14 protein-coding genes are annotated in these 14,089 nt (G+C 62.4%); 8 read left to right on the top strand and 6 right to left on the bottom strand.

Annotated features, from left to right (window positions below):
- Positions 1 to 2: 2 nt before the first annotated feature.
- The 4 genes from GKIL_RS04585 to GKIL_RS04600 are packed head-to-tail and all read left to right on the top strand — an operon-like array spanning position 3 to position 4,210.
- A complete protein-coding gene (locus GKIL_RS04585; protein ID WP_023172252.1) occupies positions 3 to 752 on the top strand; it encodes an SDR family oxidoreductase in 750 nt (249 codons plus the stop codon).
- Positions 749 to 1,327 carry a D-glycero-alpha-D-manno-heptose-1,7-bisphosphate 7-phosphatase gene (locus tag GKIL_RS04590; RefSeq protein WP_023172253.1) on the top strand — a complete coding sequence of 193 codons (579 nt, stop codon included), beginning with the start codon at positions 749 to 751 and terminating at the stop codon, positions 1,325 to 1,327. Before GKIL_RS04585 ends, GKIL_RS04590 begins: the two co-directional genes overlap by 4 nt.
- 2 nt (positions 1,328 to 1,329) lie before the next feature.
- Complete coding sequence (gene waaF / locus GKIL_RS24100) at positions 1,330 to 3,492, top strand: lipopolysaccharide heptosyltransferase II (RefSeq protein WP_023172254.1); 2,163 nt, start codon at positions 1,330 to 1,332, stop codon at positions 3,490 to 3,492.
- Entirely contained in the window at positions 3,395 to 4,210 is an 816-nt protein-coding gene (locus GKIL_RS04600) for a glycosyltransferase family 2 protein (protein ID WP_041243725.1), read from the top strand. The genes waaF and GKIL_RS04600 overlap by 98 nt, the downstream gene beginning before the upstream one ends.
- A gap of 8 nt (positions 4,211 to 4,218) precedes the next feature.
- On the opposite strand, the gene GKIL_RS04605 is transcribed toward GKIL_RS04600, so the two are convergent.
- From GKIL_RS04605 to GKIL_RS04615, 3 genes are all read right to left on the bottom strand, one after another.
- Positions 4,219 to 5,085 carry an SDR family oxidoreductase gene (locus GKIL_RS04605; RefSeq protein ID WP_023172258.1) on the bottom strand — a complete coding sequence of 289 codons (867 nt, stop codon included), beginning with the start codon at positions 5,083 to 5,085 and terminating at the stop codon, positions 4,219 to 4,221.
- A 27-nt stretch (positions 5,086 to 5,112) separates the two neighbouring features.
- Complete coding sequence (locus GKIL_RS04610) at positions 5,113 to 6,327, bottom strand: zinc-dependent alcohol dehydrogenase (RefSeq protein WP_023172259.1); 1,215 nt, start codon at positions 6,325 to 6,327, stop codon at positions 5,113 to 5,115.
- A gap of 495 nt (positions 6,328 to 6,822) precedes the next feature.
- On the bottom strand, positions 6,823 to 7,851 hold the full coding sequence (locus tag GKIL_RS04615) for an IS110 family RNA-guided transposase (protein ID WP_023171280.1): 1,029 nt from the start codon (positions 7,849 to 7,851) through the stop codon (positions 6,823 to 6,825).
- A 419-nt stretch (positions 7,852 to 8,270) separates the two neighbouring features.
- Between GKIL_RS04615 and GKIL_RS04625 the strand changes: the two genes are divergently transcribed.
- The 3 genes from GKIL_RS04625 (at position 8,271) to rsgA (ending at position 11,020) form a co-directional block, all read left to right on the top strand.
- Positions 8,271 to 8,726: a hemerythrin domain-containing protein gene (locus tag GKIL_RS04625; RefSeq protein WP_041243727.1), complete on the top strand. Its 456-nt coding sequence runs from the start codon at positions 8,271 to 8,273 to the stop codon at positions 8,724 to 8,726.
- Positions 8,727 to 8,837: 111 nt separating this feature from the next.
- Positions 8,838 to 9,986 (top strand): molecular chaperone DnaJ, encoded by a 1,149-nt coding sequence (gene dnaJ, locus GKIL_RS04630; protein ID WP_023172261.1) that lies wholly within the window; start codon positions 8,838 to 8,840, stop codon positions 9,984 to 9,986.
- A gap of 8 nt (positions 9,987 to 9,994) precedes the next feature.
- Complete coding sequence (gene rsgA, locus GKIL_RS04635; RefSeq protein ID WP_023172262.1) at positions 9,995 to 11,020, top strand: ribosome small subunit-dependent GTPase A; 1,026 nt, start codon at positions 9,995 to 9,997, stop codon at positions 11,018 to 11,020.
- Here rsgA and GKIL_RS04640 read toward each other — a convergent pair.
- The 3 genes from GKIL_RS04640 to GKIL_RS04650 form a co-directional block, all read right to left on the bottom strand.
- Positions 11,017 to 11,613, bottom strand: coding sequence for a sulfite oxidase-like oxidoreductase (locus GKIL_RS04640; RefSeq protein WP_023172263.1), 597 nt, complete (start codon positions 11,611 to 11,613; stop codon positions 11,017 to 11,019). The two genes, rsgA and GKIL_RS04640, sit on opposite strands and share 4 nt — an antisense overlap.
- A 34-nt stretch (positions 11,614 to 11,647) precedes the next feature.
- Positions 11,648 to 12,325: a bifunctional 4-hydroxy-2-oxoglutarate aldolase/2-dehydro-3-deoxy-phosphogluconate aldolase gene (locus GKIL_RS04645; protein ID WP_023172264.1), complete on the bottom strand. Its 678-nt coding sequence runs from the start codon at positions 12,323 to 12,325 to the stop codon at positions 11,648 to 11,650.
- 71 nt (positions 12,326 to 12,396) lie between these two features.
- Positions 12,397 to 13,218 carry a Uma2 family endonuclease gene (locus GKIL_RS04650; RefSeq protein ID WP_041243728.1) on the bottom strand — a complete coding sequence of 274 codons (822 nt, stop codon included), beginning with the start codon at positions 13,216 to 13,218 and terminating at the stop codon, positions 12,397 to 12,399.
- A gap of 111 nt (positions 13,219 to 13,329) precedes the next feature.
- Here GKIL_RS04650 and modA point away from each other — a divergent pair, with 111 nt between their 5' ends.
- On the top strand, positions 13,330 to 14,085 hold the full coding sequence (gene modA, locus GKIL_RS04655) for a molybdate ABC transporter substrate-binding protein (protein WP_023172266.1): 756 nt from the start codon (positions 13,330 to 13,332) through the stop codon (positions 14,083 to 14,085).
- Positions 14,086 to 14,089 lie beyond the last annotated feature (4 nt).

Here is a 14,089-nt window from a genome sequence, read left to right on the forward strand (position 1 = left end):
CTATGCAAGCACTGACTCGCACTGCAATCGCCACCCAATCTCTAAGCGGCAAAATTGCCCTTGTCACCGGCGGTGCCCGTGGCCTCGGCGAGGCGATCTGCCGCGATCTGGCGGAGGCGGGAGCGACCGTGATCGTCGCCGACATCGCCGCCGAGGCGGCCCGGCAGGTGGCCGGTTCCCTCGCGGACTATAACGCCCAGGCTCTCGCCCTCGATATCACCGACGAAGCCCAAGTCGAGGCGGCGATTGCCGGACTGCTGGCCGATCGCGGTCGCATCGATATCTTGATCAACAACGCCGGGACGGACTACACCCTGGCGGTGGACGAACTCACCAGCGCGCAGTGGGACCGGGTGCTGGACGTGAACCTGCGCGGTCCTTTTTTGCTCTCCCACCACGTCCTGCCGGCGATGAAAGCCCAGGGCAATGGCCAGATCGTCAACATCGTCTCCACCGCCGCCAAGCGCGCCTGGGCCAACGCTTCGGCCTACCACGCGAGCAAGTGGGGCCTGCTGGGCTTCAGCCACGCCCTGCACGTCGAGGGCCGCAGCCACGGTATCAAAGTCACCGCCGTCGTGAGCGGCGGGATGCGCACGCCGTTTCTACTCGACCGCTTCCCGGACATCGACACTGCGACGCTGCAAGATCCGGCGAACGTTGCTCAGACGGTCCGCTTCGTGCTCACCCTGCCCGCTGAGACGGTGATTCCCGAAATTACCGTGCTCCCGATGCGCGAAACGTCCTGGCCGTGAGTACCGTCGGGGCGGTCTTTCTCGACAAGGACGGCACGCTCATCGAGGACGTGCCCTACAACGTCGCCCCGGAGCGCATCCGGCTGATGCCCGGTGCCTGCGAGGGGCTGCGGCTGTTGGCTGGGGCAGGCTGGCCTCTAATCGTCGTCACCAACCAGTCAGGGGTAGCCCACGGCTACTTTCGCGAGGCAGCTCTGGCCGGTGTCGAAGCCAGGTTGCGCACGCTCGTGGCCCAGTGCGGTGCGCCCCTCGCCGGTTTTTATTACTGCCCCCACCATCCCGCCGGGAGTGTGCTGCCCTACGCCCGCCACTGCCGCTGCCGCAAACCCCGACCGGGATTGCTCTTGCGGGCCGCCCGCGAGTTACCGGTCGATCTGGGCCGCTCGTGGTTGGTGGGGGATATCCTGCACGACGTCGAGGCGGGTTCGCGAGCCGGTTGCCGAACCGTTCTGCTCGTCAACGGCCACGAGACCGAGTGGGTGCTCGGTCCCCGACGCCTGCCGGATTATCTGGCCGCCGATCTGAACGATGCGGCCCGCTTCATCGTGCGCAACAGTCCGCCAGGAGGACAGTAAAGATGCACAGGTACGTCCAGGTCTTCGAGAACCTGCCGGTGCTCGTGATCGGTGAGGCGATCCTCGATCGCTACAGCGTCGGCACCGCAAGGCGCACCTGTACAGAAAGTGCCGCTCCGATCGTCGATGTCTGCGAAGAACAGGCCGCACCGGGCGGGGCGGCAAACACCGCCTGCAACCTGGCTGCCCTTGGGGCAAGGGTGTGCTTTCTTACGGCAGTCGGCGAGGACGCAGCAGCCGGGCAACTGCGCCAACTTCTGGGCGAAGCCGGGGTGCAGGCGCACCTACTGGCGGTCGCCGGTCGCGAGACCCTCGTCAAGCACCGGCTGGTGGCGGATGGCCAGATCCTGGCGCGCTTCGACCGGGGCAGCACTGCCGCCCTACCCTCCGAGCCTGTCCAGCACCTGCTTGCGCTTCTGGAGGCCGAATGGGGGCGCTGCCGGGCGGTGGTCGTCTCCGACTACCGCTACGGCATTCTGGGCGATCCGGTGATCGCTGCTCTGGCTGGATTGCAGCAGCGTACATCGCGCACTCTGGTGGTCGATGCGCGCGATTTGACCCGTTATCGCAAGGTTGGAGTGAGCGCTGTCAAGCCCAACTACGAGGAAGCGCTCGGTCTTTTAGACAATGTGCAGACCGCTGCAAGCCGCCTGGAAACGGTGACAGCCTGCCGGGGGCAACTACTGGAGCGCACGGGAGCCAGTTCAGTGATCGTCTCGCTCGATCGCGAAGGGGTGGTCCTACTGGAGCGGAAAGGACCAGCCCGGCACATCGAAAGCACCAGCCAGCCGGGGCCGAACGGCCCACCCTACGCCCATACCACCGGAGCCGGGGATACTTTTGTGGCCGCCCTCGCCCTCGCCCTCGCTGCCGGGGAAAAAGCAGAGGCGGCGGCCCGGCTGGCCCAGAAAGCGGCGGGGGTGGTGGTCGCCCGCAGCGGCACCGCCCGCTGCAGCGCAGCGGATCTCGAAGCGGAGCTGGCCTGGTCCCAGAAGCAACCGAAAGCTTCTCCAGTTACGGGCTGGTCGGCGGCGCAGAATATTCTCTGCGTGCGCCTCGATGCGATGGGGGACGTGCTGATGAGCACCCCGGCTCTGCGGGCGCTTCGCCGTCCGGACCGCCGCCTGACGCTGCTGACTTCCAGCGCCGGTGGCCAGATTGCGCGTTTGATTCCCGAAGTCGATGAGGTGATCGTCTACGATGCGCCCTGGCTCAAGGCGACCGCCCCCCGCGCCACGAGCCGCCCCGAGTACGAGATGGCAGCCTACCTGCGTCAGCGCCAGTTCGACGCGGCGGCAATCTTTACCGTCTTCAGCCAGAACCCGCTACCGTCGGCGATGCTCTGCTACCTGGCAGGCATTCCCCTGCGCCTCGCCCACTGCCACGAAAATCCCTACCAGCTTCTTACCAACTGGATACTCGATCCGGAGCCGGCGCAGGGCATCCGTCACGAGGTCCGGCGGCAACTGGATCTGGTGGCGACGATCGGGGCTTACAGTCCCGACGAGCGCCTGTCGGTGCGGGCAGGCGAGAAGGCCCACCGGCAGGTCCAGCAACTGCTCGCTGAACTGGGTATCGGCGACGGGCGGCCCTGGCTGGTTATCCATCCCGGTGCCACCGCTCCTTCGAGGCGCTACGCCCCGGAGGGTTTTGCCGCCGTCGCCGAGCGGCTGGTGGCCGAGGAGGGCTACACGGTGCTTTTTACCGGCAACCGCGAAGAAGCGGGCCTCATCGAGCAGATCCGCTCAAAAATGGTCGTTCCCAGTTTTTCCCTCGCCGGTCGGCTCGACCTCGAAGAACTGGTGGCGCTGATTGCGATGGCCCCGCTCCTCGTCGCCAACAACACCGGCCCCGTCCACATCGCCGCTGCCACCGGCACGCCCGTAGTCGATCTCTACGCGCTCACCAACCCGCAGCATACCCCGTGGGAAGTGCCCCACCGCGTCCTCTCCCACGACGTTCCTTGCAAATTTTGTTTTAAAAGTCTCTGCCCCGAAGGCCACAACCACTGCCTGCAACTGGTCACTCCCGAACAAGTTCTCACCGCCGTGCGCGAATTGAGCCAGTATGAGCACCGTCGATATTTTGATCCCCACCTACTGCCGTCCCGCTGCTCTGGCGGTGACGCTCACCAGCCTGATCGCTCAGAGTTTCAAAGACTTTGATCTGATCGTCTCCGACCAGACGGAAGAGGGCGATCCGCTGGCTGCCGCCGAAGTCCAGACCGCCCTTGCCGTGCTGCGCATCCACGGCCACCGGATCGCGGCCCACAAGCACCTGCCCCGGCGGGGTATGGCCGAGCACCGCCAGTTTCTGCTCGATCAAGCCCAGGCACCGTATGTTCTTTTTCTCGACGACGATCTCATCCTCGAAAGCTGGCTGGTGGGTGCGCTGGTGCGGACGCTGAAGGAGGAGGACTGCGGCTTTGTCGGCAGCGCCGTGATTGGCCTGAGTTATCTGGCCGATGTCCGTCCCCACGAACAGCAGATCCGCTTCTGGGACGGCCCGGTGCAGCCCGAGAGCGTCCGGCCCGACACCCCCGAGTGGGAGCGCTACCGCCTGCACAACGCCGCCAACCTCTATCACCTCCAGCGGCGGCTGGGACTGGGGCCAGCGGATCGCCGCCGCTACCGGGTGGCCTGGGTGGGCGGCTGCGTCCTCTACGACACCGCCCGATTGCGCTCGGTGGGCGGCTTTCAATTTTGGCGCTCGCTTCCTCCGGTCCACTGCGGCGAAGACGCACTGGCCCAGCTGCGGGTAATGGCCCGCTACGGCGGCTGTGGCCTCATCCCGAGCGGCGTCTATCATCAAGAACTGCCGACGACGATCGAAGATCGGACAGCCAATGCCCCCCGGTTGCTGGAAGTGCCGGAGGCGGGCTGAGAGAAGCCTCAGCCGTTGACCACCTCGCCGCCGTTCGGATGCAGGATCTGGCCGCTGATGTAAGAGGAGTCTTCCGAGGCCAGAAAGACGTAGCTCGGTGCGACTTCCGCCGGTTGACCGGCCCGCTCCATCGGAGCGTTGCTGCCGTGGCTTGCCGTCTTTTCGGGACCGAAGGAAGCCGGAATCAGCGGTGTCCAGATCGGTCCTGGGGCGACGCCGTTGACGCGGATGCCCTTGTCGATCAGGGCCTGGGAGAGTGAGCGGGTAAAGGCGACGATCGCGCCTTTGGTCGTGGCGTAGTCGAGCAGCTTCGGGCTGCCCTTGTAGGCGGTCACCGAGGTGGTATTGATGATCGCGCTGCCCGATTTGAGGTGGGGCAGGGCGGCCTTGACCAGGTAGAACTGGGCAAAGATGTTCGTCCGGAAGGTGCGCTCCAGCTGTTCGGATGTAATATCTGCAATACTTTCTTGAGGGTGCTGCTCGGCGGCGTTGTTGACCAGGATGTTGAGCTGACCAAATTCCTGGATTGTGCGCTCGACCGCCTGCTTGCAAAACGCCTCGTCGCCAATGTCGCCTGCGATCGTGACACAGCGGCGGCCCTGCTGCTCGACAAGTTGCTTTGTCTTTTGGGCATCCTCGTGCTCGTCGAGGTAGACGATCGCGATATCGGCTTTTTCTTTGGCAAAGAAGACTGCCACGGCCCGCCCGATGCCGCTGTCGCCGCCGGTGATGAGCGCTACCTTGTTGAGCAGCTTGTTGGCACCGTGGTAGTTCTCGTTGTCATAGACCGGCTGGGGCGTCATCTGCGCCTCGCTGCCGGGTTGATGCTCCTGCTTTTGGGGCGGCTGCTGCGCCTTCGACTGTGCCTGGGTCATGGTGTCCTCGCGGAATGAAAGAGTTGTCTAGCTGCCCGGTACCAGTTCGACTTTGACCCAGCCCGGCTGGCGCTGATCGAACGCCTTGTAGGCGTCGAGGACCGAGGTGAGCGGTTCGCGCTGGGTAAGAATCCGGCTGGGGGTGACTGTGCCGTTGCGCACGAGATTGACCAGCTTCGGGATGTACTTGCGGTGATTGCAGTTGCCCATCTGGATCGTCAGGTTCTTGTTCATCGCCTTGCCGATCGGGAAGTTCATCGCCGCCGGTGGATAGACGCCGATAATCGAGAGCGTCCCAGCTTTGGCCAGCGCCTCGACTGCCCAGAGGAGCACCTGGGAGGGCGCGTTGCCCGGCTGCCAGAGCCTGCCCTGGGGGTGAGTCTCAGGGGCGATCTGCTCGACTTGCTCGCGAAACTGGTCTGAGAGTTTCTTTGCCTGGGCGGCAGCGGGACCGGAGTGGGGCTGCACCGCATCGACGCCCACCGCATCGATGGCGCGATCGACGCCGATGCCGCCGGTGAGCCGCTGCAGCGTCTCCACCGGGTCTTCTTTGTTAAAGTCGATCACCTCTGCCCCCTGGGCGCGGGCCATGTCGAGGCGCGAGGGCACCGTGTCGATGGCAAAGATCCGTCCGGCTCCCAATAGCTGGGCGCTTGCGATCGTAAACTGGCCTACCGGGCCGCAGCCAAAGACGGCCACCGTGTCGCCGGGGGCGATCTCAGCGAGTTCGGCCCCAAAGTAAGCGGTCGGGAAAATGTCGGAGAGCATGATCGCTTCGTCGTCGCTCACCTGTTCCGGCAATTTGACCAGGCCGACGTTGGCGTAGGGAATGCGGGCGTACTCCGCCTGCAGGCCGTTGAAGGGGCCGGTGTCTTTGGGGCCGCCATAAAAGGCCGTGCCCGCCTGCTGACCGTTGGGGTTGGCGTTGTCGCACTGGGCGTAGTAGCCCGAGCGGCAGTAGGAGCAGTAGCCGCAGGCGATCGTAGACGGGATCACCACCCGATCGCCCAACTGCAAGTTGCGCACATCGGAACCCAACTCCTCGATGATCCCGACGCCCTCGTGGCCCAGAATCGTCCCCGGTTGCATTCCGCTGAAGGTACCCCGGATCATGTGCAGATCGGTGCCGCAGATCGCACTTGCCGTCAGACGCACGATGACGTCGGTCGGCTGCAGAATCTTCGGCTCCGGAACACTGTCGAGGCGAATGTCGCCGATGCCATGAAATACGACTGCCTTCACGTTCTTCCCCCGCTCGATGAACAATCTGTGTCAGCAACAGAAAATGGCCCCTGTTAGAAACAGAGATTTCTGCTGCGATTTAATCTGGATTTTTTGTGAACAGAACAATCCTTGCCCTTTCGATGCCGGGCTGCCTCACACCTGAGAATGATCTGGTTTTTCTGTAAAAGAGACTGTAAAATCAAGTCGCAGAGCGAAACTGTTTGCGGAGAAATCGCAGTCTTCTGCAACGGTCGAACAGATATTTTTTTACTAGAGTAGATAAAGCAAAATAAGCTTCAGGTTTTGGGTGGAGTGGGGGAAGCGGATTTTTGGGGGTTGGTTGTTCTTTTGCTTTTTTGGGTATTGCTAAAACCGTCCCCCACCCCTCCACACCCCCACCTGGCCCCAAAAGGGGCCTGCCCCCCGCTCTCCTCCCCTGCCCCCGCTGGGCAGAGGAGAAGAGATACGGTATTGAGAGTCAAGCAGCCTCCTCCTTTCTTCTCTTCCTCCGCCCTACTGCAAGCAAACCAACCTGCCGTGCTCTGCATCGAAAGGCGTGTCTGTTTTCACAACCGCCCAGGCAATGTGTAAGAGTTTGCGAGCCGCAGCGCAAAGCGCTACCTTTGCCGGTTTACCGGCTGCTCGTAGCCGCTGGTAAAAGCTTTTAATCTGCTGATTGCAGCGGATCGCACTCAAGCTCGCCATATACAGCGCCGTGCGTAAGCGGGCATTGCCTGCATGGCCGATGCGCTCTGGTCTATGAAGGCTGGTGCCGCTACGGTGGGAGCGGGGAGCGAGACCCGCGTAGGCCACCGCCGCTTCCACCGTTGCACAGCAGCCGAAGTTGAGGGTACTCACCAACACCCACCCAGCGGTGACAGACCCAATGCCTTTGATAGTGCGCAGCTTGGTTGCAGCTTGATGCCAAAGCGAGTCTTGGGCGAGCAGCGCTTCTAGCTGAGCTTCCATCTGCGCAATCTGCTCATCGAAGGTGTGGCTCAACTGCTCCAGACTCGCTTGTACCGCCGCCACCACCAACGGAAATTGCCGCAGAGCGTGCAACTGGTTGTGCAGTTGTTGGCGTTGCTGCAGCAAGGCATCGCGATGCTGCAGGCGCTGTTGGAGTTGGTAATAAATCTCAGGCGGCGGCTGCCAAAGACCAGGTTGCAGGGCGGCAGCGAGTTGGGCAAGCGTCTGGGCATCAAGCGCATCGCTTTTGGAACGCTTGAGCAGTGCCCTGGCAAAGTAATGAGACTGAGCGGGGTTGACCACACTGACGGCAAAACCTTTGAGCGCCAGAAATGTGGCCAGTCGCATCCAGTAGGAGCCTGTGGCTTCGATGACCACTAACACCTCAGCGGCGGTGGGACAGACGGCGAGTAAGCGTTCGGCCAATTGGCAGTGTCCTTCGGGGGTTTGGGGCAGTGTGATGGCAGCGGTAGGCTTTGCGTGGGTGAGCAGCCAGGCGGCAGTGACAGTGAGTGCCGCCACATCAATACCGACAAATAGCTGATAGTCGTTTTGTGAACCGTCTCGCTGCATGAGTGTCTCCAGTTGAAGCTTCAGAGGAGGTAGGCAAGTTCCGCAGGACGGCAAAAGTCTAGCCTCGTGATACGTGGTCAGTGCCACTCGATACGGTTCAGCTTTGCCGGTCCTTGATAGCGGGGGACAATCTCTTCCACGCGGTCAAAGCCGCAAGGGGGGGCACAGTCCTCACCGCTACCTTGGAACCAATAGCAATATACGAGGGGGGGTTCACTGTAACTGGGCTGCAGGAGGGCCAAGTGAAGACGGTTTCAGAGTTGTCATCCTCCCCTCTCCCCTTGTGGGAGAGGGGCTGGGGGTGAGGGGAGAGGGCTGGGGGTTGGGACGCTTTTTCTGTCTAAATAGGGAGTTTGTTTAGTTGTACTTCGGTGAGCATGGCCCTCAACAGAGTTATTCATATTTGCAAGGGAGCAACCGTGGACGTTCTCAACCTGTTGATCGAGGATCATAGAACCGTCGAAGCGCTTTTTGACAAGATAGAAACCACTGACAATCCGAGGCTGATGCAACAATATTTCGCCCAGATTGCTCAGGAACTGACATTGCACGCCGCCGGTGAAGAGGAAGCTTTTTATCCCGCTGTCGGCCAGTTTGCCAGTACCGCTAATCTGGTGCGCGAATCTTACGAGGAGCACGCCGAGGTAAAGCGGCTGATCAACGACATTTCTTTTTTACAGCCCACTGCCCCTCTCTACCGTGAGCGGATCGCGCAGTTGCGCGCAGCGCTGGCCCACCATATCGAGGAGGAAGAGGGGGAACTGTTTCCACGGGTGGCTGAACATTTTAGCGAACAGCAGTGCCTCGAACTGGGCGATCAGGTGCTCCAGACAAAAAAGGAGGCAAAGCAAAGGCTGCTCGGTATGGGAGTCTAGCTCCTGGCCGCTTTGGACGACTGGCGGGGGAGGACGCTTGCGAGTCCTCCGCCAGATAGAGATACTGGATAGTGTAAGGTTTTACTAAGCAGCCGGAGACCATCCGAGACGATGGCCAGAGATTTATACGAGACGCTCAACCTCAACCGCAACGCCTCCAAGGACGATATCAAGCGGTCCTACCGCAAGCTGGCCCGCCAGTACCACCCCGATGTCAACAAAGATCCGGGGGCTGAAGACATGTTCAAGGAAATTTCGCGGGCCTACGAGGTGCTCTCCGACGATGAGAAGCGGGCGCGCTACGACCGCTTTGGTGAGGCTGGTATCGGCGGCAACGGCATGGAGGGCGGACCGGATTTCGCTGGAGCCGGTTTCAACGACATCAGCGACATCTTTGAGAGTTTCTTTGGCGGCTTCGCGGGCGGAGCCACCGGTGGACGGCGCGGTGGTCGCAGCGGCGGCCCGACCCGTGGCGACGATCTGCGCTACGACATGGTGCTCGAATTTACCGAGGCGGTCTTTGGTTGCGAAAAAGAGATCAATATTGCCCATCTGGTTACCTGCGAGACCTGCCGGGGTTCAGGAGCCAAGCCGGGAGCCGGTCACACCACCTGCCGCAACTGCGGCGGCCAGGGCCAGATCCGTCAGGCCCGCCGCACGCCTTTTGGGCTGTTTACCCAGGTGGTGCCCTGTCCTGTCTGCATGGGCCGGGGCGAGGTGATCGAAAACCCCTGTCCGACCTGCGACGGGCGCGGTCGCAATCAAAAGCAGACCAGCATCAAGATCAACATCCCCGCCGGTGTCGATGGCGGCTCCAAGCTGCGCGTCCAGAGTGAAGGCGACGCGGGCGAGCGCGGCGGCCCGCCGGGGGATCTGTTCATCTATATCGGCGTGCGCAACCACCCAATCTTCCGGCGCGAGGGCCAGGACATCTATTCGAGCGCCCAGATTTCTTATTTGCAGGCAATCTTAGGCTCCGAGATGACCGTCGAGACCGTCGATGGCCCACACACCGTTGTCGTGCCGCCGGGCACCCAGCCTGAGACGGTGCTCACCCTCGACGGCAGGGGCGTGCCCCGCGTCGGCAATCCGAACCGCCGGGGCAACCACTATCTGCAACTGAAGGTCGCGATCCCGACCAAACTCTCCGCCGACGAGCGCGAGTTGCTCACCAAGATTGCCAAGGTGCGCGGCGAGAAGGTCTCCAAAAAAGAGGGCCTTGAGGGGCTGATCGACAGTATCGGCAACCTCTTTCACTGAAGCCTGTCATGCAGCTTTCTGGCACGGTTCTGGCCCAGGAAGCAAACTTCTACCGCGTCCGCCTCGACGGCAGTGACCTGACGCTCCTCTGTACCCGCCGCGCCCGCCTGCGCAAGACCGGCGGGACTGTGCTCACCGGCGATCGCGTCGAGGTGGTCGAAGTCGATTGGCCGGGTGGCCGGGGAGCGATCGCAGCGGTGGCTCCGCGCACGTCTGAGCTGACCAAGCCCCCGATCGCCAACTGCTCTGGGGTTCTAGTCGTCTTTTCTCTCAGTGAACCGCCCTACGATCCGGCTTTGCTCAGCCGGTTTCTCGTGCAGGTCGAGGCGGAACACCTGCCGGCTCTGGTTTGCCTGAGCAAGGGCGACGAAGTGGCGAGCGCTGTTATAGAACCGATCGTCCGGGCGATCGAAAGCTGGGGCTACCCGGCTCGACCGGTGAGCGCCCGCAGCGGTGCCGGGATCGGCCCATTGCTGGCAGAGTTGGGCGGAACCTACGTGCTGGCGGGTCCTTCCGGGGCGGGCAAATCCAGCTTGCTCAACGCGATGCACCCTGGTCTGTCGCTGCGGGTGGGCGATGTCTCGGCTCGATTGGGCCGGGGCCGGCACACCACCCGCCACGTCGAACTTTTTGCCCTCAGCCCCAGGGCGCTGGTGGCGGACGCGCCGGGCTTCAGCCAGCTTGAAATCACTGTCGCCCCGGAGGACCTGGCGGTGTGTTTTCCGGAGTTCCGGCCCTACCTGGGCCACTGCCAGTTTCGCAACTGCCTGCACCGCGACGAGCCGGGCTGTGCGGTGCGGGCTGCCGGGTTGCCGCGCTTTGATATTTACCGGAGCTTTGTGGCCGAAGCGCTGGCTTTTGACCAGCAGCGGCGACAGACGAGCGAGCCGGAGGCCAGCTTGCGCGAGCGCGGCGGCTCCCGCCGCCGCAAAGGTGTGGCCGTACCGCGCCTGGAGGGGCAGTACCGCCAGTCCTCCCGCCGCACGGTCCGCCAGCAACTGCAGCAGTGGGATGAAGAGAGCCCGGAAGACTAATAATCGCTGTAGCGCTCTTCGCTCCAGGGTTCGCCCCGGCGGTGGTAGCCGTTCAACTCCCAGAAGCCGAGTTTTTCTTCCGGCAAAAATTCGAGGCCGTTGATCCACTTGGCGCTCTTCCAGGCGTACAGGTGCGGCACCACCAGGCGCATCGGCCCGCCGTGCTTGAGCGGCAGCGGTTCACCAAAAAGTTCGTAGGCGAAGAAGTTGTCCTCGCGCACAAAATCCTCGAACGGGATATTGGTGGTGTAGCCGCCGTAGCAGTGGGCCATCACCTGCTCTGTTCCTGGCTCCAGCTCGACCTGCTTCAAAAAGTCCGTCACCCGGATGCCCTTCCACTGCACGTCCAACTTGCTCCAGCGGGTGACGCAGTGAAAGTCGGCGGTAAATTCGGCCTTGGGCAGAGCCATAAACTCTTCCCAGGTAAACACTTTTTCTCTGGCCAGCCCCCAGACGTTGAAGCGCCAGACGAACGTATCCATCTGCGGCGTCCGGCCATAGGTCATCTCCGGAAAGCCGTTGGTCAGGTACTGGCCGGGAGGGACGCGCTCCTGCTGGGAGCCGTCGGGCTTTTTGAAAAACTTGCCGAGCATGGCCGGTCGATCCCCGCAAAGTGCTTATCACATCTTAACGGTGCTCCGGGACGGCCAGGCACCCGTCAGAAGTACGGTTCTGGTCGCCAAGCCGGACGAGCCATTCGCTCGCCCGGTTTGCGATCGTACTCCAGCGGCCCTTTGCCACCTCGCGCTCAGGAGCGAGGGAGTGGCCAACCCCGACCGCCAGGGCTCCCGCTCCCAGATAGTCCGCAAAATCCGCCTCGCCGATGCCGCCTGTGGGCACCAGCGGCAGATCCGAAAAGGGACCGCGCAGGGCGTTCAGGTAGGCAAGACCGCCTACCGGGGCGATCGGAAAGATCTTGATGAGGTCTGCTCCTGCCTGGTAGGCGGCGACGATCTCGTTGGGAGTGAGGGCACCGCTCATTGCCAGCACCCCTGCTGCCCGCGCCACCTCGATGATCCGCACGTCCGTATGGGGGCTGACGATAAAATGGGCACCCCAGCCGATCGCCCGGCGCGCCGCCTCGGGGGTGAGCACGGTGCCGCAGCCGACCAGCACCTCGTCGCCACAGAGGCGCAACTCGCCCACGACCTGCTCGGCACCGGGGGTGTCGAGGGTGACCTCCACCAGCCGCACACCACCGGCGATGATCGACCGGCCAATGCCCAGGGCACAGCGGGCCGAGTCGGTGCGGATGATCGCCAATAGCCGGTGCTTGCGAAAATGTTCGACGAGGACGTGGGTCACGGGAGTAGCAACCGGGGTGAACAGCTAGCCACTCAGCATAGCGGATCCGCTCGATTCAGGTACAATCGCCCTCAAGCTGGTAGATCGGGATCGATTCCGAGGGCGCGCAACCGTTCTGCCAGGGCAGCTGCCCGTTGTTGCGCTTGCTCTGCGCGCTGTCGCTCCTGTTCTGCCCGTTGCTCTGCCCGCTCTGCGCGCTGTCGCTCCTGTTCTGCCCGCTCGCGTTCCTGTTCTGCCCGTTGCTCTGCCTGCTCAGTGGGAGTCAAAATCCACTGGTCGTTCGCGTCGTACCAGCGCAGCCACAAGCGCTCTACCTGCTGAAAACGCCCCTGCCAGAGGCCAAGACCAATCTGCAATTCTTCTATCCACAGCCGGGGCTCGAAAATCTCCTGATAGGTTGCGCCTACTAACCGGAACAGCCGGTAGGTGTTGGCTTCGCGGTTGAACAGGACGTAGTACGGAATGCGCAGGATCTTTTCGTACACCTCCCACTTGGAGGGCGGATCTTGACCGCGCAGCGTCTGGCCCTGGTCCTCTTCCTGGGTGTTGGGTGACAGCAGTTCGACCACCACGATGGGCAGGGTGCCCTCCCGCCAGATCACATAGCTCAACCGACCAATGTCTACCAACCTCGGCACGCCGACGACTGCGAACCAGTCGGGACGCTTGTAGCGGCTGGTGTTGTGTACGTCGTAGTAGAGATTGAGATCGGTAGCGGTAAGGATTTGATCTGCCGGATAGTTCGGCGGCTGAAAGGTTTCACTCAAAAACTGCGGTTGCCAATCGTGAAACTCATCCGGCAAGCCAGGTTCCTCGGGATCTTCGCTGGGTAAATCGTACATCGATGGTAAGGGCAACGAGACGGTTCTATTGACAGGTTGATAGGTCGTCATGGCCCCAGGAGAATAACCGGTGCCTCTATAGTAGTGCTCGGCACCCGAGCCAATGGGTTCCCAAAGCCCGAGAGCTTACTGCATAATTGGGGCGACGTGCGGGAGAACGCGATGCGGCGATGGCTTTTGCTCATCCTGGCAGCTTGCTGGCTTGCCCCCGGCTTAGCGGCTCAGGCAGCGGATCTCACCGTCTCGGCGGCGATCAGCCTCAAAGAAGCCTTCAGCGAAATCGCGGCCCAATTCGAGAAAGCCCGCCCCGGCGATAAAGTCACCTTCAACTTTGGTAGCTCGGGCGAGCTGGCTCAGCAGATCGATCGGGGCGCACCGGTGGACGTGTTCGCCTCCGCCGCCCTCAAACAGATGAACGACCTCGACAAGAAGGGACTGATTTTGGTGGGCACAGCCCAACCTTTTGCCCGCAACCGGCTGGCTGTCGTCGTGCCCAAAGGCAGTGCGAAGGTGACGAGTTTCGAGCAACTCGCGAAAGTTGCCCGCCTGGCCATCGGCAACCCGAAGACGGTACCTGCCGGTCAGTACGCCTCCGATGCGCTCAACAAAGCAGGCATCTACCAGAATTTGCTCGACGCCCAGAAGCTCGTCTTTGCCGAGAACGTCCGCCAGGTGCTGGCCTACGTCGAAGATGGCAGCGTCGATGCGGGCATCGTCTACACTACCGATGCCCGCGTCAGCGACAAGGTGAGCGTCGGCTTTGCTGTTCCCGAAAACTACAGCGCTCCGGTCGTTTATCCTCTGGCGGTGGTCAAGGACAGCAAACTGCCGGAGCTGGCCAGGGCCTTCGTCGCCTTTGTACTCAGCCCCCAGGGCCAGGCGATCTTGCAGAGCAAGGGCTTTTTGAGCGCAAAGTAGTGCC

It is taken from the genome of Gloeobacter kilaueensis JS1, from assembly GCF_000484535.1.
Classification (GTDB): domain Bacteria; phylum Cyanobacteriota; class Cyanobacteriia; order Gloeobacterales; family Gloeobacteraceae; genus Gloeobacter; species Gloeobacter kilaueensis.